The organism is Lactobacillus sp. B4005 (assembly GCF_026536045.1).
GTDB classification, from domain to species: Bacteria; Bacillota; Bacilli; order Lactobacillales; family Lactobacillaceae; genus Lactobacillus; species Lactobacillus panisapium.
On sequence record NZ_JAFNOZ010000008.1, the window covers coordinates 1 to 25,518 of the forward strand.

Below are 25,518 nucleotides of genomic sequence, written 5' to 3' on the forward strand. Positions count from 1 at the left end.
GTAGAGCGCTTGACTGTTAATCAAGATGTCGTCAGTTCGAGTCTGACAGCCGGAGCAAGTAAGAAAGAGGACTAATGATAGTCCTCTTTTTTTGTGCGGTTTTTGATTTACTTATGATTAAAAGATTAGTCTTATTATATTAGAAAATTGTTAGGTGGCGTGACTTGAACGCACTTTCAATGTACAATAATGAAGGATACGTTTTATCTAAAGGAGGAAATCTCATGGTAGGAATTGTATTAGCCAGCCATGGTGGTTTTGCCGATGGCATTGCGCAGTCAGCGCAAATGTTATTTGGTGAACAAAGCAATTTTGCTCATGTAATTTTGACACCCGAAGAGGGGCCAGATGATATTAAGGGCAAAATGGACCAGGCGATTGCTTCATTTGATGATCAAGCTGAAGTATTGCTACTAGTTGATCTATGGGGCGGTACACCGTTTAATCAGGCAAATGGCTTGCTTGAAAATCATCCCAACTGGGCTGTTGTAGCTGGTATGAATTTACCGATGGTTGTTGAAGCTTTAACGCAAAGAATGACTAATCCTGATGCTACAGCTCATGAAATTGCGACAGCAATTGTTGAACCAGCAAAAGATGGTATTAAAACAAAGCCAGCTGAATTAATGCCGAAGTCAGAGAGTAAGGTAGTTTCTGAAACTCAGGAAACTGTCAAAAAGAAGACTATTCCAGAAGGAACAGTTGTTGGTGATGGACACATTAAGTTTGTTTTAGCCCGAATTGATTCACGTCTATTACATGGTCAGGTTGCGACTGGTTGGATTCCAACGATGCACCCTGATCGGGTAATAGTTGTGTCTGACAGTGTTGCTAAAGACGAAATGCGTAAAAGCATGATTCGTGAAGCCGCACCTGCTGGTGTTAAGGCTCACACTGTGCCAATTAAAAAGATGATTGAGATTGCTAAAGACCCACGCTTTGGCAATACTCACGCGCTGCTTTTATTTGAAAACCCTGAAGATGTTTTAACTGTTATTAAAGCAGGGGTTGATATTAAAACGGTTAATGTCGGTTCTATGTCTTACTCAGTTGGTGATGTTAATGCTAACAATGTTTTATCAATGAACCAAGAAGATGTAGACACTTTCCACGAACTTGCTAAATTAGGAGTTAAGTTTGACGTGCGGAAAGTGCCAACTGACAAAGAGGGCAATATGGACGCTATTTTAAATAAGGCCCAGAGTTTGCTTGACGAGCAAAAGAAATAAGGAAGTAGGAGCAAAAAATGAATGCTATTCAAATGATTTTAGTTGTTCTAGTTGCCTTTCTTGCAGGTATGGAAGGTATCTTAGATCAATGGGAATTCCACCAACCCCTTGTTGCATGTACGTTGATTGGTTTAGTTACTGGTCACTTGGACTTGGGTGTTATTTTAGGTGGTCAATTACAAATGATTGCCTTAGGTTGGGCTAATATCGGTGCTGCCGTGGCTCCAGACGCTGCTTTGGCATCAGTCGCTTCAGCAATTATCCTGGTTGAGAGTGGACAAGGAACTAAAGGAATCGGTATGGCTACAGGTATCGCGATGCCGTTAGCTGTTGCCGGACTATTTTTAACCATGATCGTTCGGACCATTTCAACTGCTATTGTGCACATCATGGATGCCGAAGCTAAAAAGGGCAACTGGCGCAAGATTAATATGTGGCAATGGATCGATGTCTGCTTACAGGGGCTGCGAATTGCTATTCCGGCAGCACTCTTATTAGCAATCCCAGCTTCAACGGTTAAGTATTGGCTAGGACTAATGCCAGCATGGCTGAGTGAAGGAATGTCACTTGGTGGTGCCATGGTCGTAGCCGTTGGTTATGCAATGGTTATTAACATGATGGCTAGTCGTGAAGTATGGCCATTCTTCGCAATTGGTTTTGCCTTGGCAGCAATCAAGGACTTAACTTTAATTGCCTTAGGTGCAATCGGTCTTGCTATGGCTCTGATGTACCTTGCTCTTGAATCAAAGGGTGGCAATGGCAAATCTAGTTCAAATGATGAAGGTACCGGCGATCCGCTCGGCGATATCATTGATGACTATTAAAGTGATATTTAAGAGGAGGATTTTATTATGGCTGATCAAAAAATCAAATTAACTAAAGCCGACCGCTTCAATGTTATGTGGCACTCACAATTCTTGCAGGCTTCATGGAACTACGAAAGAATGCAAAACGGTGGGTTCGCATACTCACTTATTCCGGCATTAAGAAAATTATATCCAAATAAAGATGACATGGCTGCTGCGCTTCAGCGTCACTTAGTATTCTTCAACGTCCACCCATACCTTGTTTCACCTATTTTAGGTGTTACTTTGGCTTTGGAAGAGGACAAGGCAAATGGAGCTAAAGTTGAAGATGAAGCTATTCAAGGTGTTAAGGTCGGAATGATGGGACCACTAGCTGGTGTTGGTGACCCAGTTTTCTGGTATACTGTGCGGCCAATTTTAGGTGCCCTAGGTGCATCGATGGCTATCCAAGGTAACATCTTAGGGCCAATTCTATTCTTTGTTTTATGGAATGTAATTAGAATTGCCTTTATGTGGTACACCCAAGAATTTGGCTATAAAGCCGGTTCAGCAATTACTAATGATATGTCTGGTGGTCTTTTACAAAAGGTAACCCGTGGTGCGTCCATGATGGGGATGTTTGTTTTAGGATCATTAATTGAGCGTTGGGTAAACATTAAGTTTACGCCGATTGTTTCGAAAACACCGGTCCAAAAGGGTGGTTATATTGATTGGAACTCGCTTCCTGCTGGTGCCAAGGGAATTCAACAAGCTCTGCTAGGACAGGCAAATGGTTTATCCTTGACTAAGTTTAAGGTAACTACCTTGCAAAATAACTTGGATATGTTGATTCCAGGTTTAGCTGGTTTACTGCTAACATTCCTTTGCATGTGGCTTTTGAAGAAGAAAGTTTCACCAATTGTAATTATTATTGCTATCTTTATTGTTGGTGTATTATTACACGTTTTACATGTTATTTAGGATAAAATGGTTGAATCACAAAATACTAAAGTCGATTTAACAGCTGAAGCCACTTGGTTTCGTGCAGTTGCTGTATATGGCAAAGCGATGGTGGGCGATAAGTCGTTTGAATTTTACAATGAACATAATTTATCTGATTACGTTCAGATACCGTGGAATGAAGTGACTTATGTTGTAGCTGATGTTCACTTTAAAGGGCATTATATACCACGTTTTGAAATCAGAACGCGGACTAGCGGAACATTTATTTTTACAACTAAGAACAATAAAAAAACGCTGCGAGCAATTCGCAAATATGTCCCTGCTGACCATATGCGACAAGCGCTGAGTCTGTGGCAAAATCTCAAAAGAAGATTTTTAAGTAAATAAACAAAAAGAAGTTTTAAGTATGAAATTACTTAAAGCTTCTTTTTTTACTATTTTGTAAATTCTTGAATAGTACCTTTAACACCTAACTTAGTGGCAATTTTGTCTTGAAGTGCATTAATGGCAGTATTAGTTCTATCCTTTTGCTCCTCATTTACTGCTTCCATGATTAAGATTGCGCTAGTTGTGTCTTCAGTCAACATGGTCCTTTCACCATCACGCCAATTAAGTGAACGACACACCGCACCAGTTTGATCATAATAAATGATTTCATCAGTCCGAGGCGGTTCATTTTTAGTAGCACCGATAGGATAAAATTCTTCATTACCGCTGGCAAGACCTAAATGCATGGTTCCAGCAATTTTAGCAAGATCTTCGCCACCGCAAGGAACGCCATATTCCAGTGAAACGCTGTTGTAGAGATCAACCAGTGGATTAATTGGGGTAAATGTTCTGCCCTGGGCTACGCGTTTGAGTAATGCTTCAATAGATGCACGAGCGCCCTTTTTCTTTTTAAATTGACTAAAAGCTTCCCGCCATTGGGCAATTACAGGATTATCTTTAAAGTCAGGTTCAGTTAAATATACTTGTGCTTTTTCTTCGGCTTGATTCAATATTTGTTGGTAGCTAGAGACATCGCTAGGGATGTGATTATCAATACCATTGACAACTAGCGTGAAAATTTTAGCTTCAGGAAAGATTTCCCAAAACTTTTGATCAACGACGAATGTTTCCATAATAGTTCCTCCTAAAAAAAAGAGCACCTAGCAAACTCTACTAAGACCTAAAGAGTTCACTAAGTGCTATCGCCCGGTGGTGATTAAATATTTTAATTAACCTAAATTTTATTATAAAAATAATGGTAATTCAAGTTTCCCCTAAGGTTATTTTGCCCAGTTAGGCTGCTTCTTTGCGCCAGAATTTGGCAAGACTAAACAAAATAATGAATGTTAATAGGGCGGCAATCATTGAGATACGGTTGCTTGGGAGAATTAATAACAGAATAATCATGATAATGAAAAATGCTAAGGTTGCATAATCCCAGAATGGAAAGCCCGGCATTTTAAAATCTGTTAATTCAGCGGAATTAGTCTTTTTGCGGTAAGAGATATGGGTTAAAAGCATCAAGCACCAAATAATAAGAAACATACTTGTAGAGGTTGATGAAATAAAATTAAAGGCCTCTTTACCGATAATAATAATAACAAAGGGGGCCAGTTCCATTAATCCTGCTGATAAAAGCAGCGCATTTTGGGGTAGTTGCCGTCTTAAATGGCCAAATGTCTGATTCCATTTTCCCTTGCCATTAAAAGTGACGGAAAACAGTAAACGTCCTGCGCTATACAAAATACTATTAGTTGAAGAGACGGCTGCGGAAATAACAACGAAGTTAATAATTGAACCAGCGTTGCGAATACCCGTAGCTGCGAGTGTTTGCACAAAAGGACTTGAATTGGTCGACACCTTATTCCATGGGATAACGATTAAAATAGCAATAATGGCCAAAACATAGAATAAAATAATTCGCATTGGCACCTCATTGATTGCCTTTTTAATCGTTACCTTAGGGTTCTGTGCCTCGGCTGCAGTTAAACCAACAAGTTCAACACCGACAAAGCTGAAGATAACCATCTGAAAACCAGCGAAAAAGCCGTTGCTTCCCTGGGCAAAAAAACCACCATTGGTCGTTAAATTAGCTAGGGTGACAGGGCCAAAACTGGTTTTGCCCCCAGTTAACAATAAATAACCGACTAAAATGACGAAAGCAATCACAGTTACGATTTTAATAATGGCAAAACTAAACTCGAGGTTGCCGAAAAGGCGCGCTGACAGCAAATTGATGCAAAGCAAAACCGCGATCGTAACAAGTCCTGGCACCCATGTAGGCAGATGGGGGAACCAGTATTGAAAATAAATTCCAAGTGCCGTCATTTCGGCCATTCCTAAAGTGACCCAGCTAATCCAATAAAGATAGCCTGAGATGAAGCCGATATTTTTGCCAAGATATTTTTTAATAAAGTCAATATAAGTATGTTTGGATAAGTCTGAAACGATTAATTCACCCAAAGCACGCATTAATAAAAATAAGAAAATACCAACAATAATGTAAATCAAAATAACGCTTGGACCAGCTCGGCGGATACTGTTACCAACTCCTAGGAAAAGCCCGGTCCCAATGGTTCCACCCAGCGCAATCAGCTGAATGTGGGCATTGGTTAGAGTTCGTTCATAACCCGAGCCTTTTTTTTCGTCTTCATCGTTCATCAAATCACTCCAAATTCTATTTCTTTTTTTATATTACAATATTCGATTATAGCATTAGTATGAGAAGTTTGACTGCTAAAAGCTGAAAAAATTCTAAAATTTAATTTGTTTATTGCTAGTAAAAATGGCCGAATGCCTTGTTATTGTAGTATGATAAACTATATTAAATTATAATTAAGGAGGAATGCTGGATGTTTACTTGCTGTGAATTTGAGATTAATGGTTACGAAGTTAAATTGGCGTTACCTGAAGTAAAGTATGCGGACAAGCTCTATGACATAATTGCTCATGATCGTGCTGAGCTAGCTCATTTTTTACCTTGGGCGGGAAAAATGTCAGCGGTTGAAGATGAGGTCGATTTTATTAAAGGCATGCGTAATGATTTCGCGCAATACCGTAAGTTGCCACTAGTCATCTTGGTCAATGAACAGCCAGCCGGGATGGTCGATTTACATACTATTAAATGGAAGAATGAAAGTGCCGAAATCGGTTACTGGTTGTCTCAAGCTTATCAAAAAAAGGGTATCATGACTGAAGCAGTTAAGCGACTAGTTGCTTTTTCTTTTAACGAACTCGGATTACATCAAGTCAAGCTTCTAGCGGACCACAACAACCTTGCCAGTAGAGCAATTGCTGAAAGACTAAATTTTACGCATGTTGCACTTTTAAAGGATGAAGTTAAGTATCACGGTAAGTTTTGCGATATGGATTTATACACTATGATTAAACAATAAGATGGTAAATAAAAAATTCACGACCAAACTAAATTTAGTTGATCAGTGAATTTTTTTATTTATCTTCATAACCGTTTGGATGCTTTTGGTGCCATTGCCATGCGCTTGCAATCGTATCTTCAGCTGTTTCATGCTTAGGCTGCCAGTGTAAAACGGTTCTTGCCTTAGTTGAGTCAGCGACTAGGCTATCAGGATCGCCGGAACGCCTTGGTCCCATTGTGTAAGGAATATCGATACCAGTAACTTGGCGTGCAGCTTGTAAAATCTCTAAATTGGAGTACCCGTGAGCGGTTCCGATATTAAATACATCAGATTGCTTGTTTTTAATTAAGTACTTTAAGGCCAAGATATGCGCATCGATTAGGTCATTAACCTCAACGTAATCACGGATATTAGTGCCATCTTTAGTATTATAGTCATTGCCAAAGATAGTGAACTTCCCGTCACCAGAAATGGCGCTGCGCAGAATATTAGGTACCAGATGGGTTTCAGGGTGATGATCCTCGCCAATTTCGCCGTTATTACCAGCACCAGCAACATTAAAGTAACGTAAAGCAATTGATTTGATGCCATTAGCCTGATCAGCCCAATGAATGATTTTTTCCATCATTACTTTAGTGTCGCCATATGGATTGATTGGGTTAAGGGGTGATTCTTCAGTGATCGGCAACTTTTCCGGAATACCATAAGTGGCTGCACTTGAAGAGAAAATTAGATACTTAACCTCGGCATCTTTCATTGCCTCAAGCAGGGCAATCATTCCCGCAACATTATTATCATAGTATTTGAGGGGCTTTTTCACTGATTCAGGGACTAAAGAGTAAGCGGCAAAGTGCATTACTGCGTCAATTTTTTCATTACGTAAAATTTGGCTAACTAAGAACTTATCTTCAATATCGCCTTGATAAAATTTGGCTTGAGGGTTAACTGCTTTTCTGTGTCCGGTATATAAAGCATCAAGAACGACTACTTCATAGCCTTGCTTAACCAATTCACTGACTGCCACAGAGCCAATATAGCCAGCACCACCAATAACTAATATGCGCATAATTACCTCCATTGAATATATGTAGTTAACTTGATTTTAGCATAGAATAGGAGCGAATTTCAGTTTTTATCTAAATGAGTTAATTGACAGCAAAAAAAATTTGCAATAGACTCACTTTTAGTAAGATGAATAGAAAGAAGCAGGCAAATGATTCATAATTCAACAATTAATAAGCAAATTAATCATCGCTCGATCCGAAAATTTAAGGATGAAAGTTTAGATTCTGAGCAATTAACAACTTTGTACACAGTTTTTCAACACACGGCAACTAGTATGTTTATGCAAAACGCTAGTTTACTGCATATTACTGATCAAGCTAAGCGGGAAAAGATTAGGGAACTTTGTGGTCAAAAATATGTTGGTGCTGAAGGTGATTTGTTTATTTTTATTGTTGACCTTTACCGAAACCAGCAAATTCGTCAACAGCTGAATAAGGACGATGGCCGCGTTCATACGACGGATATTTTTTTCCAGGCAATGGAAGATACGCTGCTGGCTTGGCAAAATGTTGCTAATGCGGTTGAAAGCATGGAATTGGGTTATGTTCCGCTGGGGACAATTAATGATCATCCTCTTGAAATGCTTGCTGAACTTGACTTGCCACCGTTAACTTTTCCAGTCTTAGGGATGCAGGTCGGTATTCCAGATCAAGAACCGCAGTTAAAACCGCGTTTGCCTCTAGAATTTACTACTTTTGAGAACGAATATCCTCGGGACTTTAAAGTGGACAAATTGCGCGACTATGACCAAATTGTCACCACTTATTATGATTTGCGTGATTCCAACAAGCGAATTGATTCGTTTACCAAGCAAATCACTGGTGCAAAGTTAGATAATAAAACGACTGACCGGGACCAACTGCCAGAACTGCTTCATCAACAAGGCTTATGCCTAGATTGGAAGTAGGCAATTAAACCTATTGCTTGTATACAGCAATAGGTTTTTGTCTAGCAATATTAAAGAAAGTCTGACATTTAATTGCACGTTTTTTTTAGTTTTGGTATAATTTGAATGTTGCAAAAATTGCTGATTTAGCTCAGTTGGTAGAGCGTTTCCCTCGTAAAGAAAAGGTCGCCAGTTCGATTCTGGCAATCAGCATTAAGAAGAATTACAAAGATGGGTATTATTATAGGGGTCGTTGGTAAATTTTTGAATAGTATAATTCATATTGTGACTAGTATGTTGAAATTTTACTAAAAAAGAACAACATCCGTAACGATTATAAGAACTAAATATTTGAGTGAAAATGAACAAGATACGGATTAAATGCCTACAAATATTGCTTATAATATTGTGTCTGAATATTGAATTTTTTATAAAAGGTGTTACAATATTAATTGTAAGCGGTTAACATAGTTTGCCGACCGTTGTTAAGGTTTACGGTCGTAAAAGGCGTTCTAATTACTTTTAGGAGTGTATCTACGCAAATTGTAGTTTTTAATATTTCTGCAAGCCTATACAAAGTATGCAGGTGTGGGTAACCGACCTAATGGTCTAGATATAATTATTTGCTTAATTATTGACCATAATATTAGCGATTAGATTAAAGTCTAATCGCTTTTTTGATAATTAAGCAAATGGGTAAATATTAAGAGTTTGAGCTGTTTATTTTAAAATGATAATTGTACAACCATTTATACCGCTTTGAGACTATTAAAGATAATTACATAAAAATGTTAAACAAAATTTAGTTTGGTGAATGTAGATACGTTAGAGAAAATCGGGAATAGATAGCCAAATCACAACTAATATAAATTAAAAAAATCTGAGTTTAAGAAAATTAAAATACCAAGTGCCTGATAGTCTTCGCTTTTAAAAGAAAGTAAAGAACACAAACGGAACACGCAAAATAGCGTGTTCCATGAAAAAACTTTTGGATAGAATAAAAGCTGGTATATCAAGGTTATTAGTCACTTTTACGTGTGCAGGAATGTGCACTTAACTATACTTTATTAGCAAAGTTGAAGAGCGACAAAGAAGTTTAGAATATAATGTAAGTGTTTACACAAATCAGGGAAAGTGTTACTGTAACTACATAAAAGTTATTTCGTTAGAGTTAACAAGCTAGATAGGGGGCTTGAATGATGAAATGGTCAATTAAACCAGTTACAGTAGAGCAAAAATTACCGGCACTGTTTGATAAGAGGGGTCATTTTGCTAATTCAACATACTTGATTTCGTTGAAAAACGGTTTAACACTGGATGTAAGTAAATATCCTGAATTAAAAAAGTTGGGATATTGGATCGTACCTGGAGATTGCACCAATTTGCGTGTCTGGTCACCAAAGGCCCAGCCCGAATTAGCGAATAAGTTTTGTGAAATAACGGGACTAAAACAGTCGGATTTTGATATCGGATCAATCGCTGGTTTGTGGTATTTGTATTAAATAATTTGTAGATAATAAACCCCATAATTAGGACTTCTAATTATGGGCTTTTTGTTTTAAGAGCAAACTTAGTACAAAAACACACAGCTTTAATCGCTGTTTGTCAGATAACTTCTTAATAGTTTAGTCTTTTTACTTTTTTCTCAATAACATTGACTGAGTGGTAAAAAATTAAGCGTAATAGTCAATGATTGCTTTTAAAGTTTTGGCGGCGCCTTTTTTACCAGTGCCTTCTTCGTAATATCGCTTGAATCGCGCATCCCCTACATACATATTTGCCAGCTCCTTATGGGCTTTAGATGAGTATTGTCCGGTTGGCCACATGGCTAACAAATATTTTTGATGAAGATTAAAAAGATGTTGAGCAGCTGCTTTCGTAACATCCAGGTTCCCAACTAAAGGCTTTAACTCTATTAGTATTTGCTTCTTAATATCTTCTACATGATTGAAATCTTTTTCTGAAAATGAACAGAATTTTTCTTTACTAGCATCGATTGTTTCATCACCATAATTAGAGCGAATTTCTTTGCCGTACTTCTTTTCATTGTCAACAATTGCTTGGGCCTTAAGCGCTGTGAATTTTTCTACATCGTTCATTTGAGTTTTTCCTTTCATTACTGCAAGTGTTTTGTCTAAGGAAATAATCAGATCGTTCAACCGCTTTTGTTCATTAACAAGCTTTTGCCGCTGACTTTGCAGAGTCACGAGTTGCTGTTTTTGTGAGCTTACCATTACTTGTTTAATTTGTGCTAACGGTAAATCAAACAATTTTAAGAACATTATCTTTTGTAGTTGATCAACTTCGGTTTCTTCATAATAACGATAATTGTTTTCTGGATCTCTTCGCGCTTTTAAAAGACCACACTTATCATAGTAACGTAATGTTCTGGTAGAAATACCTGCTAACTTGGCTAAGTCGTTTATTGAATATGACATGATTAAATCCCTCACTTGCAAAACAAAGTATAATCTTTGACGTTACGTCAAGGTCAAGAAAAAATAAAAGTGCTTAAACAATTAAGTAAGTTAAACCATACAAATTTAATAGTACACATTATAAACATTTACTTAGTAAGAAGATTAGGTCGTAGCCTGATAAAAAAGAGAAATATTTTTTACTTAAAATTTATCGAATTTCACTAGGTAGCGCATTGAACTTGCTTTTAAACTTCTTATAGAAAAATGTTTTATTAGAAATCCCAACTTTTTGGATAATTTCAGAAATTGATAATTTGGTTGAATTTAGTAGGTTATACGCATCCAATAATCGCTGTTCAGTTAAGGCGTCCGAGAATGACTTTCCGACTGTTTTTTTAAATAAACTTCCTAAATATGAACGACTGTAATTAGTTTCTTTAGCGATAGACGATAACGAAATATTGGCACTATTTAGAGAAATTTCTTTCAAAACATAAAGAATAATATCGGGTGTATTTTCTTTTAAAACATTGTTAGAGTGAATATCTGTGTTTCGTGATAATAAAATTAATAAAGATCTTAAGTAACTGTCGATTAACTTGTCGGAAAACTCGTGATTGAAGTAGTATTCTTCAATTATTAAATTGGCAATATATCGAATGGCTGATTCCGTATGCTTCTTTCTGTAAATCATAAAATCTTCTGAATTATTAGCTAAAATAAAGCCTGAAAGGACATTCGTGGCTTTTCCAATAGACCTTAAATTTTCTAAAGAAAAGCTAATATTATTTCTAAAAATAATATTTATTAAAATATCATTCTCACCAAGAGCTGCAATAGAGTGGGTAGTACCAACTCCAAGTAATAAGATATCGCCATTTTTTAAATAAATTGTGTGACCATTGACATTTTCTTTGGCTGCACCAGAAAGCATATAATTCATTTCCAAAAAAGTATGTGTATGCTTAGGATAAGCGGCAAATCTATTATGTTTGCTAACATAGATACTTTTTCCTCTAAAAAATTCTTCTGTGAATATTGGTACATATTTCTCATCAGGTGTTCGTAATAAAGTTTTTTCGTGAAAATCATTTATAAAAAGTTGTTTATTGTATTGTATCTTTTCGACAGAATTTAGTTCTTTTAGCTGATTTAATAATTCTTTATTCATACTGATACTACCTTACTATTACTTATCTAGCAAATTGTTATTAGACGAAAGTTTCAAGCTATAGAAATTAATAATTTAAAGCTGAATTATATAAGGCATCTTAGGCACTTTTAATTAAATATCCTAAATATATTTACCTGTCAATATGATACAATATGTCTCCTTAAATGTCATTGTAAACGCTATCAAATTAAAGTATAAATATAACTGTAAGATTTGAAAGCGTGGTGAATATGATTGAAGAAGACTTACGTAGCGGTTGACATAGGTGCCTCAAGTGGTCGACTCATGCTGAGTCAACTCAAAGATGGCAAAATGTCACTCAAAGAGATGCATCGCTTTAAAAATGGGTTCACTTTGAAAAAGAAACATGAGCGATGGGATATTGACTATATTATTAAAGAAATTTTAGTAGGATTGCAAAAAATCAAAAAAGCTGGGTATGACAATATTTCTTTAGGAATTGATACTTGGGCAGTTGATTATGTCCTTGTCGGAAAAGACGGGCAAAAACTCGAAGATCCAATAAGTTACCGCGATTCAAGAACTACCAATGCGATTAGGGACCTCACTGCAAAAGTATCCAAAGAACAGATTTATGAAAAAACCGGAATTCAGTTTTTAAGTTTCAATACGCTTTATCAGCTGTTTGAGGAAAATAAAGAGCTTCTGGCTAAAACTGAAAAGATTATGATGATACCTGATTATATCGGTTATGTATTAACAGGTAAAGCAGTTTTAGAAATTACAAATGCTTCAACCACACAAATGCTTAGCTTAAGAGAAGGATTGTTCGACAAGCACTTACTCAAAGAAGTGAATGTTAAACAGGAACAATTTCCCAAGTTGGTTGATGCTGGAACTCCTTTAGAAAAACTTGATAAGAGTAAATTTCCGGATTATGATTTGCCCAATACAGATGTAATTACTGTTGCTACTCATGATACAGCTTCAGCTGTTGTTGGTGCTCCAGGAATGGGACACCATTGGGCATATCTTTCATCCGGAACTTGGTCATTATTGGGAACGGAACTTAATGTTCCTGAGAATGGTTCAGAAGCCTTCAAAGAAAATTACACCAATGAATGGGGGGCTTATGGTACTTATCGATTTTTGAAAAACATTATGGGGCTTTGGATGATCCAATGCGTAAAGCGAGAACTTAATGATACGTATTCATTCAATGAATTAGCTGAAATGGCCAGTGAGGTTAAACCCTTTGAACAGTTTATTAATATTAATGATGAACGGTTTGTAAATCCTAAGAATATGATCAAGGAAATTCAAGCGTATTGTTGCGAAACTGGTCAAAAGGTTCCTCAAGCACCAGGCGAAGTTGTCATGGCGATTTATGCTAATTTAGCATTGTTTTATGCTCGTGAAATTGAAAAGCTGAATCAGATTCTTGGCTACAAGATTGATACTTTAAACATAGTTGGTGGCGGATCAAATGTTGCTTTGCTTAATCAATTAACAAGCACAATTTCGGGAATTGCTGTATACGCCGGTCCAAGCGAAGCTACGGCGATTGGCAACCTAGTTGTGCAAATGATTACGAGAAATGATATTTTAAATGTTTACTTAGCTCGGAGAATTATTAGTGATTCATTTGATATTAAAAAATATGAACCAGAAAAGGGCAAATACGAGGGGATACTTGCCGACTATGTTAACTTTTTGCATACAGCTAAAAGAGGTGATGTGTTGTGACGGTAAGATTAGGCCAAGTGATACATGTGAATCCAAATTATTTTGATGAATATGAAAGGCATCATTGAAGTCTGCAAAATAAGCTATTGCAAAGAAAGTTTTGAAGATGGTAGGTATTCCTAATTTATTTCGGCAAAAAAAGCAATAATCTTACTTGCTTATTATAGAAGATGAAATTGAAAAATATAAAGCAATTTTAAAACTAAAGAATGAAAAGAGCAGTACTTCATATAACTTATTTTATGGATCTGAATCTTAGTAAAAGTCCTGTTACTTTTGATTTGCATGAAGTTTTCTATATGGATTAATTAAAGGAGAAAAATAATGGTTAGTCAAAAAGAAGTAGAGGCAGCATATCAAGTTGCTAAAGAACGTTACGCAGAAGTTGGCGTTGATACAGAAGCGGTTTTAAATAAGCTGCAAAATATTAGAGTTTCCCTTCCTTGTTGGCAGGGTGATGATATTCATGGCTTTTTAACACCTGATGCTGCATTATCAGGCGGAATTGGTGTCTCAGGCAATTACCCAGGTATTGCAAGAACCCCTGAAGAATTAATCAAAGATTTAAATGAAGCATTTAAGTTAATTCCCGCTAAACAAAGACTGCAATTGCATCAAATTTATGCAGTAACAAACGGTGAGAAGAAGGATGTTTCAGAAGTTGGTCCAGAAGACTTCAAGTTTTGGGTTGATTGGGCAAGAGAAAATGATATTTACCTTGACTTTAACCCAACCTTCTTCTCAAGTCCCAAAGTTAAAGAAAATATGACCTTGGCTAGTCCTGAAAAGAGTGTGCGTGACTACTGGATTCAAGTTGGCAAAAACTCGCGCGCCATATCAAATTATTTTGGTCAAGAACAGAATTCACAATCAATCAATAACTTCTGGATTATGGATGGGATGAAAGATGATCCTATCAGCAGATTAGCTCCGCGTGAGCGCTTAATTGACTCATTAGATCAAATTAATGAAGAAGAATATGACGAAAAGAACACAATAGAGTCATACGAGGGTAAGCTGTTCGGTACAGGTGTTGAGAGCTACACTGTTGGTTCACACTACTTCTACAACAACTATGCTTTAACTAGAAACAAGGATTGGTGTATGGACATTGGTCATTTCCATGAATCTGAAGACCCTTCAGATTACTTATCAGCATTCTTAGCATTCGGCAAAGGCATGTTCTTACACATTACTCGTCCGGTTCACTGGGATAGTGATCACGTACCTACGCTAGCTGACAGGACGATTAGGATGATGAGTGCTCTGATAAGAGATAACTTGTTATCAAAGACTATAATTGGCCTGGACTTCTTCGATGCATCAATAAATCGCGTTGCTGCGTGGGTAATTGGTACCCGCGCAACTCAAAAAGCTTTGTTGCTTGGCTTGCTTGCTCCAATTGACGAATTAAAAGATGCTGAAGATCATTACGACTTTACTCTTCGTTTGGCTGAAACAGAGGAATTAAAGTCATTCCCATTTGGCGCAATATGGGATGAATTTTGTTTAAGAAATGATGTTCCGATTGGAATGGACTGGTACAAAGATCTTAAGGATTATGAAAAGAACGTTCAATTTAAGAGAAATTAATTAAGAAAGTATTCTACTGGAGACTAAATAATGGCTAAATTTATTGATTCAACTTTTGTTAGAGATATGTGTAATATTACTCGCCAAAGCTATGATAATGGCTGGGATGAGCGTAACGGAGGTAATATGAGTATTCGTATTACGCCTGAGGAAATGGAGGATTACGCTGATCTTAAAGAAGTTAAAAGAGTATTTGATCTTGGCTTTGATGCCAGCGCACTAGCTGGGCAATACTTTTTGGTTACTGGCGCAGGACGTTATTTTAGAAACGTATTTCAAAATACTGAACAAGATTTAGGATTAGTTCGCATTAGTAATGATGGCAAAAAAGGTGAAATTGTTTGGGGTTATACAGATGGAGCTTTGCCAACAAGTGAATTCCCTACGCATTTAATGAACCATATTGCACGGTTAAAGCTTGATTCAAAGCAAAGAGTTGTAATGCACTGTCACGTTACTAACTTAATTGCCATGTCATTCACACAGCCACTTAATGAAAAATACTTCAGTAAGACTATTTGGAAAATGCAGGCTGAATCAATGCCTGTTTTGCCGGAAGGTATCGGCATTATCCCTTATGAAACTCCGGGTACAAATGTGATTGGCAAGCACACTGCTGAAAAAGTTGCTAATGGTTTTAGAGTTGTTATGTGGCCCCATCATGGGATGTTTGCCGTAGGTGATACCCCAGATGAGTGTTTCGGCTTAATTGAAACGGTTGAAAAAGCAGCTACCATTTTTACAGCTATTCAAGCACAAGGAGGAAATAGACTAGATGAGATTACTGATAAACAATTAGTAGAAATTGCCGAATATTTCCATGTATCCCCGAGAAAAGGATTTTTAGATTAACTAATTTTGCATAATATCTACCTAATTAAGTAATACGAAAATTTAATTCTAGAAAAGGAGGCCGAGGCAAACGCTTCGGTCTCCTTTGATTAAGGGAAAAAATGAGTATGCCCGTATTGATTATCTTTTTGATTTTAGTGGGAATTATATCTGGCGTTGTTTCGGCTGTAGCCAGTATGGCGAATATTACGAATACAGCGTCATTGATTTTTACTGAGAACAGTGTGCTTTTAGCTTCAGTAAAAAAGTTGAAGGGACATTGGAAGAAATTTAGCTTTTACTGTTTATTTTTGCTTACGAGTGCCGGTGCCGGAGGATGATTATTAATAGCCTTTCCGGGTAAGTATTTGAAAAAGTTGTGCCCTCCTTAGTGCTGTTTTCTTCAATCGGATTAATGGTCGCCAATTGTAGAAAAAATAGTGATAACCAATCAAAGAAAAAAGAAAAGATAATTCTTGCCTATATTGGTTTGTTTTTAGAGGGGCGTATTCGGGTTATTTTGGCGCAGCAGCTGGTGTTCTTCATTTACTTTGCATCAATTATTTATCAGATGATGATTTTTATACAATTAATGCAATGAAGGATATTATAGGTAATTTAGTTGCACTAATTGTCTTTATACTTGGGGCACAAGTTAATTGGCCGATGGTCATTTTGATGGCTATTGGGTTATTTATCGGTGGCTACATCGGGCAATACAGTATTAGATTTTTATCGTTGAAAATTGTATCTTGGATTACCTTGGGGTTTTCTATTATTTTAGCCAGCTGGCTATTTTATACGGCATATTAAGTGTTTAAAAATGCCTATGCCTTGTTTTCAGTAAAATATTAAGAAATACTGCTTATCTTTAATTGATATGATCCTACTTAAGTAGACAACACAAATATCTAAAAGTGCTACCTATGAAAGTAGGATCATTTTTTATGTCCAGAAAAACTATCAATCAATGAGTAGATTCCTTCAAGGTAAAGGGACCAGATGCCTTAGAGATACATAGACATAATTAGAGTTACACTAAAGAATTTAAGCTTAAATGCATTAAAGTGTACTTAAATGGTCAAGGCTGGCAAGGACTAATAAAAAAGATGCTTGATGTATTGTATCCAGAAGCCAAGATTTATAATGAAATGAAAGAAGCATTCGCCAAAATCATAGATTAATACATCAATCATGATCCTCAGGAAAGATTTAATGGTAAGACAACTGGACAAGTAAGAGCGGAAGCAAAAACAGATCTCAAACGTATAATTGCTTATAAAATTGTGCCGAATAAACGTTATGCAAAATGGTTTGACAAAATCCAAGTAAGGGAAAAAACTAACTTGAATAAACAAGTTGGTTAATCAATTCATTTTATAGATTTCGACTGTCTACTTGACACGGTACGGACCAAATTAAGATAAGCAGTATTTTAGTTAAGAGTTTTTCGAAATTGGTCGGGAGTTACGTTATTTTGCAATTTAAAGGTTTTATAAAAGTAACTAATACTTTTATAACCAACCAATCTAGAGATTTCCTCAATGGAGTAGTTAGTTTCAGCTAAATACTTTTTAGCTTGTTTCATTTTCTCTTGCATGATTATTTCCTTAATGGTCAGTGAAGTATGTTGCTTAATGTAACGTGACAGATAAGCCGGACTGTAATTAAAGTGCTTGGCTAATTTCTGTACGGTGATAATTTGTACATTTTTTTTGATGGCCGACATTACTTTTAAGCACAGATTATCAATTCCAATGTAGGAATAATAATTTTCATGACTTAACTGATCAAAGAAGATTAATAACAAACCAAGCATTGCATAATTATAGTGATAATTATTGTTTACGTATTCAGATAACATTCCGTTAATAATTGGCAAATACCTAGACAAGTGAGTAGGAGAAAAGTAAAGATAGCTGTTATTTCCTTTGTTATTAATGAAGTCGCATAAATAATTGCTCTGCCCTAGAAAATCAGCAAAAACACCCGATGCAAAAATTTCAGGTTTAATGCAGATGTTAATGACCATCGCTTTAGGATCTTTTACTTTGAGTGAATGGGAACTATGTAAATTCATAAGTAACAATGAGTTAGGAAGCAAATAAACATCTTGATCATTGATATTGCTGATAGCAATGCCATTAGAAATAAAAACAAATTCATAAAAGTCATGTCTATGAAATGGTACCGGAATATTTAAATCATGGCTTACGACAAAAATTTTTTCTGAATTAGGAATGTTGTTCGAACAGACTAAATTAGGAATTTGAAAAAACTTATTTTCTGTAATCTTAGGTAGTTTTTTTGAATCAATTAATTTCATTTATGATACACCTCAAATGTCATAAAAACACACATTCTTATCATATCACCATATTGTTAACGCTTACAACAAACTGATAATATGATTTTGCAAAATAAATAGGCCTATTAGTGAATGCGTTTATATGATAAGAGGTATTTGTTATGAATAAACCAAAACTAAAAATAAGCATTTTAAGTATGAGCTTACTAACAATGAGCTTTTTAGTAATTACCAATGCATTTGGAGCGATGACAAAATCTTTTCCGAATGTTCCCGTAGCAAAAATTCAAATGATAGGAACAGTGCCATCTTTAGGAACCTTAATTGCCACAATAGTAGTTGGTATTCTAGGTGTTAAGTATTCCAAAAAATCTTTATCGTTAATTGGATTATTAATTACTACAGTTGGTGGGCTGCTGCCCTTAGTAATTCATGGTAGTGTCGACGTTTTAATAGGCTGTGCTTTTATCCTGGGCTTCGGCTTGGGCTTTGTTAACACCTTAATTCCTATGCTCATTTCGATCTTCTTTGAAGGAGAAGAAAGAAATGAAATGATGGGTAAAAATACTGCTATGAATAGTTTAGGATCTATTTTAATGATGTTTGGTGGCGGACTTTTGGGAGCTAAAAGTTGGGTCAACTCTTATTGGGTCTTTCTGCTAGGCATCTTCGTTTTTCTTTTAGTATTGTTCGTTTTGCCTACTGATAAAGTAGACTATAATGAAAAAAGCGTCAATAGCAATGTCTTTGGAATTTTAGGCAATTTAAATGGGTATATTTGGCTAATAGGTTTAGTAACCCTTTTAATGGGTATTCTTTATACAATTTATCCAACTAACCTGTCAATCGTTATTGATCAAAAACAGTTAGGAAGTACAAGTATAACTGGTATTGTTAATGCCGTTGGTACAGCTGGCGGCTTTATTGCCGGCTTTAGTTTAAAATATTTAAACAAGATATTTAAGGATAAAATAATTGCTAGCGGCTTTATTACTTTAGGAATTACTTTCCTATTGGGTAGAACTGCAAATAGCCTAGTTTTAATTTGTATTGGCGGCATCTTATCCGGTTTTGCGATGTCAATGATCATGTCGACAATACCCTTTTATATGTCAGTTGTTTCACACAAATATGAACTTGCTGTCTCAATGATGGTCTTTCAGTTTATGAATTCAATCGGTGGCTTTATCAGTCCAGTTTTATTAAATTTACTACATATTAAAGCAGGTGAAGGTTCCTTTACATTTGGTTGCATTTGCTGCTTTGTAATTGGCTTAATTTGTATTTTGGCAAATCTAGGCAAAAGGATTATGTCAAATTCCGTAAAAGAAGGATAGGAGAAAAATGAACAAGAATAGTGAAAGTGAATGGATAGGGAAATGGATAAGCTCAGGTTTTGCTAAGGTCAGTGAAGAGCCAAAATTTTCACTGGCAGATATGTTTAGCGGTAAAAAAGCACCTATTCCTAAACCCGTTGAAGAAAGACTGCATGCTCCGATAGTTTTTAAAAAGACTTTTGATTTAAATAAGCCAGTCAAATCTGCAAAATTAGAAATTACAGCACAGGGTTTGTATCAGGCATATTTAAACGGTAAAAAAATTGGCGATGCCATTTTTACTCCTGATTATACACAGTACCAGGAGTACTTACAATATCAAACATATAGTGTAAAAGAGTTGTTAGTTAAAGGTCACAACGTATTCACTGCAGTCGTTGCTGATGGCTGGTATGCCGGTCGAGTTGCAGTTTCAGGAGCAAGTTGTCAGTATGGAAATCAGTTAGCATTACTTGCTGATTTAACTATTGAATATACTGATAATAGTAAGGTGAAAATTGGTACGGATGAAACCTTCTCGGTGGGCACGGGTAAATGGAAATATTCAGACATTGTCATTGGTGAAAAGCAAGATCTTCGCATTAAGAATAAGCTAACTGATGTGGATCCTTTTCCTGAAAAAGCCAGAGTAATCGATGCAGATTATCATCGCTTGTCTTCACAATATGGTCCCCAAGTGAAAAAAATGCAAACATTAACGGTTAAAAAAATTTGGCAGGAAGGCAATAAGCTGATTGCTGATTTTGGCCAGGTTATTGCTGGGAGAATTCGACTGACAGCTAATTTTAAAAAAGGTGCTGATATTAAAATAGAGCACTCTGAAGCTTTGGACCAAAACGGACATTTCTTTAAGAATATAATTGGTCGTAATAAAGATCAAGAAGACCATATAATTGGTAGTGGCGACTTGGCAACTTTTGAGCCTGACTTTACTTTTCACGGTTTTAGATATATAAGAATTACTAATCTTAACCAAGTAGATATTAAGGAACTGGCAGCAATTATTATTTTTAGTGATATGAAAAGAACGGGTGAAGTCAGCACATCAAATAAACGAATTAATCGTTTACTTCAAAATATTAAATGGAGTGAACGGGGTAACATGTTGTCAATTCCAACTGACTGCCCACAACGTGAACGGGTCGGTTGGACTGGTGACATGCAAATCTTTGCTCCTGCCTCTACTTTTTATTACGATACAGAAAGTTTGATTCGTCGCTGGTTAAAGAATGTGCGGATTGATCAGCAAAAGGATGGAGAAATTATTGATTATTCTCCTGCCCCTGAAGATTTTTACCAAAGTACGCTAGATTTTAAGGGTACCTTGAGTTCAGCGGGTTGGGGCGATGCAATCGTAATGGTACCGTGGACTTTGTATCAAAGATATGGACATAAGGAAGTTCTGAAAGAAAACTATCAGGCGATGAAAAGGTGGCACAATTATAGCGTAAGAAGTGCTGCTGCAGATAAAAAGGGCAATGACCGTTTTATTTGGGATACGACCTTTCATTATGGTGATTGGATGTTTCCCAGTATGATGATAAGGAATCCAAATCCAATGAAGTCAGCCGAAGTAACCAAAGATTTGGTTGCTACTACATTTCTAGCACACACTTCTGAACTTCTTGCTAAAATAAGCAGTGTTTTGGGTGAAGAAGGTAACGACTACATTGAGTATGCTAATAAAGTTAAGAAAGCTTTTGCAGAAAAATTTGTCAAAGAAGGCAAATTAACCTCTGATTATCAGGGATGTTATGTTCTTGCATTAGCATTTGAGATGGTTGCTGACAACAAAGTGAAAAAACAATTGTTAAAAAGGTTAGTACAACTAATTCATAATAACAACGATTGCCTTGATACTGGATTTTTATCTGTACCCTATTTGTTAGATGTATTAGTTGATAATGAACAAGTCGATTTAGCTAAGAAACTGTTTTTGCAGGATAAGTGTCCTTCGTGGCTATACGAAGTTGATCATGGAGCAACAACTATTTGGGAATCCTGGGCCGGAATTCAGCCTGATAATAAAGTGGGTACATTTTCATTTAACCATTATGCAATGGGCTGTATACTTGATTGGTTTATCAGACAGGTTGTCGGCTTAAATGTGGTCAAGCCAGGTTTTAAAGAAGTTAAGATTGCACCAAAATTTAAAAATCTGGTTAATGATTTTAAAATGAAGTTTTTAAGTGAGAATGGATTATTTTTGATCAAGCTTAAGGATGGCAAATACGAATTTACTATTCCTGAAGGATGTACCGCAACAGTCTATCCACCTAATTCTTCTCAGTTCTTAAAAGACTATCCTGAAGCCCAAGCCAAAAATTCAGGAATTTTCATAAATTCGGGTACATATCACTGGCATTATTAAGTTTATAAAGTTTGTTTATTGTAAACTGACAATGTCATGTAACAACGTAAAATGCATAAGGTGGTATATTAACAGTCTGGAAAAAACTGTTTTCTTAGTTCAATAAAAAGTGTGAGCTTATACGCTGATGTTATCATTAGGACAGTTTAAGGAGTTTAGTTAAGGACTAACTTCCGATATTTAATCGGTGCTAGTCCTCTTTTTATATAAGATCAAGTAATATCACTGATTAATCTTACAATTTTGCTCAAATCAGTGTTGATTATCCATTGTTTTACTTTCCTTTTTCTTAACTAGCTCCTTTAGTGCAACACAAGTAGAGTCTAATTTTATTGCTATGCTGTTATTTAAAGAACTTGAGCAAATTAGTAAGGGTAAAGTACAATTGTTAACTAATCGTATTGTAATTATAAGCTTGGTCAAACCTGTTTAGGTGGTAAGCAATCTTAAGCATTCATGGGTAGCTGAGATTGTGATCTTCTTAAAACATTGTGCTCGAGAAGATTGTTTTCTTCTGTCGTAATAATCGGCATACGGTAGAGTTGTTGTATGTGGCTGACTGCTTCAAGCTGGCTGATACCGTGATACAGTGACTTGTTAAAAAAATGCCTCCCCCTTTTATACCGATATGATAGACAAAACCGGTTTAGCGGATTTATAGTAACGCGAGTTAACGCTGACAAAGGCATTATGGGCGTTTGAATTGCCAAAACTTCTATTTTAGTGAGGTAAATGGCTTGCTGAAGCAGACATTTTGATGCTTACTGACTTTCTTTGTGCATCAAGTTTTTTAGGAGATTAGCATAGTAAACTGCTTCTTCATTTTCAAAAGCTGTGTCTGTAACAGCCGGAGTTGCTGTCGTTGTTAATTTAGGCAAACGTTTAGCCTAGAATAGAATTTAGGATTAGGATGCTGGTACTGCCAGCTCTGATATGTACGAAAAGATAAGGCTATTTAAAGTCAGATACTTGCGTTAGGCTTGTAGTTAACTAAGACAAAGATTGTAAGGTATTAAGCTTCAATTTGTGCTCGTCTAAATACAATTGCACTCAGAATAATCCGGTGATAGCCATAACGAAGTTCTTTGAGATTCAGCCTTATGTTTTTTAATGTAAGCGCTTATTATGATCTTATGATGTTCATTGTTTTCTTTTGGCCAAGTAGTTGTTTGTTTTTCCTAGTAGATAAAGGAATATAATATTCATTTTTGCTGGTAACTGTGAATCCAAATCATTCATACGTAACTATTTTTAAATCTAGATTAAGAACTACCTAATAAACAGATTCATGCTGAACTAATATTAAAATAAAGGCTTATTTTTAAAAATACAGGCGAATATTCAGTATGAGAAAGATTCAAAAAACTAAGCTGCTGCGTTATTGAGATTAAGCAGATTATTAATACCATAACTTAAGGCCAATCTATAGTCAGAGCCAGGTCATTCGCCAAAGATTAAAGATATTGATTTTAGATAATTTAGTCAAAATAAAAGCATTTAATTTGTCCTAGTTTAGGTATTTACATCATTTTTGATAATAGGTTATAAAAGTGAAAATGTATTATAAAGATATTTTTTATTTAACTATTTTTGTTGTTTCAATTAAAATTGTATAGAAAATATGCTATAATGAAACCGATTACAAAAATACAGAAAGCTATTAGTAAAGATTTTTAGGGTCACTTTGTTTTTAACAACCAGTTTATTTCTAAAATGGCTGTTTGTTTTATTAAATGTTACGGTTAAAAGCCAGAAAGGCCGAAAAATGTTATGGATCAGTTTAATTTTGCTTTCGTTGTTAGCCTTAATTGAGTGTCAAGAAAAAGATTATTTGAAACTAGTTAATAAATATTTATTGCCCGCTGCTTTAGTGATTATTGCTGGTCCGTTAATTGTACTCTACTTTATTAAGGTACCAGCTCTTAGCTTGATATTTTATATTGTTGGTATTATTCAGGCCGGATTGTTGGTCGGACTTTATTTCTTAATTGATAAATTTGTTGTGTCGCGCAAAAAGGATAATAATACTATTTAAATTCGATAATTCATTTGGCTAATATGTATTAAAAGAGCTTACCAAACAAAACAAGCAGTTCACTGATTTTGCTAGTTATAAAATCGGCGTCTACGTGTTACTGAAAACTAACAAAGATAAAAATATGGCTGCTAACGCAGTGAAAACAAATTATGGTAAAACGCTGGTTTATTTGATTCCACCAAAGGCAGAACTGCCGAAATTACCAGAAAAAGTTTATTATAGTGAACAGGCTACTGCAGTTAACGGAAACTAAGAAGCATTATGATGACTTTAAGGGTTATCAAATTGGGGCAAATATTGATGTCAATCCAAGTAGCCCTACATATGGTGCATATAATATTTTGATTAAACCAGCTAATATGAAGATGGATATGAAACAAATTAGCTCGTTTAGTTTAACTGTTAAAAATCAAGATAAAAGACATAGTCCAAAATAGGACTATGCCTTTTTCATGTAGTAGTAATTAAGTACTTTACCAGTTTAATTAACTACATTAAGCTCTTTGCCTGCTAAAAAGGCCTTCAGGTTATCAATGGCGATTCCTAATAGCCGATCACGTGTTTCGCGCGGTGCCCAAGCAATATGGGGTGTGATGTAGCAGTTCTTTGTCGTTAATAACGGACTGTTAGTAGGAATTGGCTCCTTGGTGGCAACATCAACACCAGCTGCCCCAATTTTGCCATTATTCAAAGCGTCGGCAACATCTTGCTCGTTAATTAAGCCCCCGCGTGCTGTATTAAGTAATAGAACGCCATCCTTCATCTTGGTAATTGCTTCTCGGTCAATCATTTCGGTTGTTTCAGGTGCTTGTGGCACGTGAAGACTAATAATGTCGGCTTGTTGATATAATTTATCCAGACTAACTTGTTTTACGTAGTTTGGAAGATTTGTTTTTGGCCGATGATTATAAAAAATGACCTTCATTGAAAAGGCATGAGCAATTTCGGCGACTTTTTGTGCGATGCTACCAAAGCCAATTAGTCCCATTGTTTTACCTTGCAGTTCGATTAATGGTTTTGCCCAGAAAGTAAAATCAGGATTGCTGCTCCAGCGGCCCTCGTGAACCAGTTTATTGTGCAAACCAACTTGGCTAGTAATTTCAAGTAAAAGGGCGAAAGTGAACTGTGCTACTGCGTCCGTGCCATAAGTTGGGATGTTAGTGACGGGGATGTTAGCTGCCCGTGCAGCTGCAGTATCAATCACATTGTACCCGGTAGCGGTTACACCAATGTATTTAAGATTAGGTGCTTTGGTGATAACACTTCGATTTAATGATGTTTTATTAGTTAACACTATTTCAGCATCACCGATTCTGTGCAAAATCTCGGCATCATCATCGACTGGTGTTCGATCATAAATGGTACATTCACCCAACTGCTTAAGGGGTGTCCAATCAAGGTCACCGGGGTTTAAGGCATAACTATCCAAATTCACAATTTTCATTT

23 protein-coding genes and 1 tRNA gene are annotated in these 25,518 nt (G+C 36.0%); 17 read left to right on the forward strand and 7 right to left on the reverse strand.

What is annotated here, in order from left to right; all coding sequences use genetic code 11:
* The first annotated feature begins 224 nt into the window (after positions 1–224).
* Genes J3U73_RS10015 through J3U73_RS10030 form a run of 4 tightly spaced genes read left to right on the forward strand, consistent with a single transcriptional unit; the run spans position 225 to position 3,364 of the window.
* A complete protein-coding gene (locus J3U73_RS10015; protein WP_267393954.1) occupies positions 225–1,229 on the forward strand; it encodes a mannose/fructose/sorbose PTS transporter subunit IIA in 1,005 nt (334 codons plus the stop codon).
* Between the two features lie 17 nt (positions 1,230–1,246).
* Complete coding sequence (locus J3U73_RS10020) at positions 1,247–2,053, forward strand: PTS mannose/fructose/sorbose transporter subunit IIC (RefSeq protein WP_267410358.1); 807 nt, start codon at positions 1,247–1,249, stop codon at positions 2,051–2,053.
* A 27-nt stretch (positions 2,054–2,080) separates the two neighbouring features.
* The gene (locus J3U73_RS10025; RefSeq protein WP_220220725.1) at positions 2,081–2,995 is read left to right on the forward strand and encodes a PTS system mannose/fructose/sorbose family transporter subunit IID; all 915 of its coding nucleotides are present in this window, start codon (positions 2,081–2,083) and stop codon (positions 2,993–2,995) included.
* Positions 2,996–3,001: 6 nt separating this feature from the next.
* Positions 3,002–3,364 (forward strand): DUF956 family protein, encoded by a 363-nt coding sequence (locus J3U73_RS10030; RefSeq protein WP_267410359.1) that lies wholly within the window; start codon positions 3,002–3,004, stop codon positions 3,362–3,364.
* A 47-nt stretch (positions 3,365–3,411) separates the two neighbouring features.
* On the opposite strand, the gene J3U73_RS10035 is transcribed toward J3U73_RS10030, so the two are convergent.
* Both J3U73_RS10035 and J3U73_RS10040 read right to left on the reverse strand, forming a co-directional pair.
* Positions 3,412–4,098 carry a B3/4 domain-containing protein gene (locus J3U73_RS10035; RefSeq protein ID WP_103753120.1) on the reverse strand — a complete coding sequence of 229 codons (687 nt, stop codon included), beginning with the start codon at positions 4,096–4,098 and terminating at the stop codon, positions 3,412–3,414.
* A 160-nt stretch (positions 4,099–4,258) separates the two neighbouring features.
* Positions 4,259–5,626 (reverse strand): amino acid permease, encoded by a 1,368-nt coding sequence (locus J3U73_RS10040; RefSeq protein ID WP_267393951.1) that lies wholly within the window; start codon positions 5,624–5,626, stop codon positions 4,259–4,261.
* A 191-nt stretch (positions 5,627–5,817) separates the two neighbouring features.
* Here J3U73_RS10040 and J3U73_RS10045 point away from each other — a divergent pair, with 191 nt between their 5' ends.
* Positions 5,818–6,360, forward strand: a complete 543-nt coding sequence (locus tag J3U73_RS10045) for a GNAT family N-acetyltransferase (protein WP_267410360.1) — start codon at positions 5,818–5,820, stop codon at positions 6,358–6,360.
* A gap of 55 nt (positions 6,361–6,415) precedes the next feature.
* Here the strand turns inward: J3U73_RS10045 and galE are convergent, their stop codons facing one another.
* Entirely contained in the window at positions 6,416–7,408 is a 993-nt protein-coding gene (gene galE, locus J3U73_RS10050; protein ID WP_267393948.1) for a UDP-glucose 4-epimerase GalE, read from the reverse strand.
* 147 nt (positions 7,409–7,555) lie between these two features.
* Here galE and J3U73_RS10055 point away from each other — a divergent pair, with 147 nt between their 5' ends.
* From J3U73_RS10055 to J3U73_RS10065, 3 genes are all read left to right on the forward strand, one after another.
* On the forward strand, positions 7,556–8,314 hold the full coding sequence (locus J3U73_RS10055; RefSeq protein ID WP_267410361.1) for an NADPH-dependent oxidoreductase: 759 nt from the start codon (positions 7,556–7,558) through the stop codon (positions 8,312–8,314).
* Between the two features lie 119 nt (positions 8,315–8,433).
* Positions 8,434–8,506 (forward strand) — tRNA-Thr (locus tag J3U73_RS10060).
* A 983-nt stretch (positions 8,507–9,489) separates the two neighbouring features.
* Positions 9,490–9,795 (forward strand): hypothetical protein, encoded by a 306-nt coding sequence (locus J3U73_RS10065; protein ID WP_267410362.1) that lies wholly within the window; start codon positions 9,490–9,492, stop codon positions 9,793–9,795.
* Between the two features lie 171 nt (positions 9,796–9,966).
* Here the strand turns inward: J3U73_RS10065 and J3U73_RS10070 are convergent, their stop codons facing one another.
* Together J3U73_RS10070 and J3U73_RS10075 are read right to left on the reverse strand one after the other, a co-directional pair.
* Complete coding sequence (locus tag J3U73_RS10070) at positions 9,967–10,731, reverse strand: MerR family transcriptional regulator (RefSeq protein ID WP_267393945.1); 765 nt, start codon at positions 10,729–10,731, stop codon at positions 9,967–9,969.
* Positions 10,732–10,921: 190 nt separating this feature from the next.
* Positions 10,922–11,884 carry an AraC family transcriptional regulator gene (locus tag J3U73_RS10075; protein WP_220269171.1) on the reverse strand — a complete coding sequence of 321 codons (963 nt, stop codon included), beginning with the start codon at positions 11,882–11,884 and terminating at the stop codon, positions 10,922–10,924.
* Positions 11,885–12,121: 237 nt separating this feature from the next.
* On the opposite strand from J3U73_RS10075, the gene rhaB reads away from it, so the two are divergent.
* From rhaB to J3U73_RS10100, 5 genes are all read left to right on the forward strand, one after another.
* A complete protein-coding gene (gene rhaB / locus J3U73_RS10080; protein ID WP_220269172.1) occupies positions 12,122–13,594 on the forward strand; it encodes a rhamnulokinase in 1,473 nt (490 codons plus the stop codon).
* A gap of 324 nt (positions 13,595–13,918) precedes the next feature.
* Entirely contained in the window at positions 13,919–15,187 is a 1,269-nt protein-coding gene (locus tag J3U73_RS10085) for an L-rhamnose isomerase (protein WP_220269173.1), read from the forward strand.
* A 30-nt stretch (positions 15,188–15,217) separates the two neighbouring features.
* Positions 15,218–16,039: a rhamnulose-1-phosphate aldolase gene (gene rhaD / locus J3U73_RS10090; protein ID WP_267393942.1), complete on the forward strand. Its 822-nt coding sequence runs from the start codon at positions 15,218–15,220 to the stop codon at positions 16,037–16,039.
* A gap of 101 nt (positions 16,040–16,140) precedes the next feature.
* Positions 16,141–16,359 (forward strand): hypothetical protein, encoded by a 219-nt coding sequence (locus tag J3U73_RS10095; protein WP_267410363.1) that lies wholly within the window; start codon positions 16,141–16,143, stop codon positions 16,357–16,359.
* Positions 16,360–16,468: 109 nt separating this feature from the next.
* A complete protein-coding gene (locus tag J3U73_RS10100) occupies positions 16,469–16,831 on the forward strand; it encodes a sulfite exporter TauE/SafE family protein (RefSeq protein WP_267410381.1) in 363 nt (120 codons plus the stop codon).
* A 622-nt stretch (positions 16,832–17,453) separates the two neighbouring features.
* Here the strand turns inward: J3U73_RS10100 and J3U73_RS10105 are convergent.
* The gene (locus tag J3U73_RS10105; protein WP_267393938.1) at positions 17,454–18,344 is read right to left on the reverse strand and encodes an AraC family transcriptional regulator; all 891 of its coding nucleotides are present in this window, start codon (positions 18,342–18,344) and stop codon (positions 17,454–17,456) included.
* A 143-nt stretch (positions 18,345–18,487) separates the two neighbouring features.
* Here J3U73_RS10105 and J3U73_RS10110 point away from each other — a divergent pair, with 143 nt between their 5' ends.
* From J3U73_RS10110 to J3U73_RS10125, 4 genes are all read left to right on the forward strand, one after another.
* Positions 18,488–19,663, forward strand: coding sequence for an MFS transporter (locus J3U73_RS10110; RefSeq protein WP_267410364.1), 1,176 nt, complete (start codon positions 18,488–18,490; stop codon positions 19,661–19,663).
* A 7-nt stretch (positions 19,664–19,670) separates the two neighbouring features.
* Complete coding sequence (locus J3U73_RS10115) at positions 19,671–22,034, forward strand: family 78 glycoside hydrolase catalytic domain (protein WP_267410365.1); 2,364 nt, start codon at positions 19,671–19,673, stop codon at positions 22,032–22,034.
* Positions 22,035–23,799: 1,765 nt separating this feature from the next.
* Complete coding sequence (locus J3U73_RS10120) at positions 23,800–24,069, forward strand: hypothetical protein (protein ID WP_267410366.1); 270 nt, start codon at positions 23,800–23,802, stop codon at positions 24,067–24,069.
* 224 nt (positions 24,070–24,293) lie between these two features.
* Positions 24,294–24,509, forward strand: coding sequence for a hypothetical protein (locus J3U73_RS10125; RefSeq protein ID WP_220269179.1), 216 nt, complete (start codon positions 24,294–24,296; stop codon positions 24,507–24,509).
* Between the two features lie 44 nt (positions 24,510–24,553).
* On the opposite strand, the gene J3U73_RS10130 is transcribed toward J3U73_RS10125, so the two are convergent.
* The gene (locus J3U73_RS10130) at positions 24,554–25,516 is read right to left on the reverse strand and encodes a D-2-hydroxyacid dehydrogenase (RefSeq protein ID WP_267410367.1); all 963 of its coding nucleotides are present in this window, start codon (positions 25,514–25,516) and stop codon (positions 24,554–24,556) included.
* Positions 25,517–25,518 lie beyond the last annotated feature (2 nt).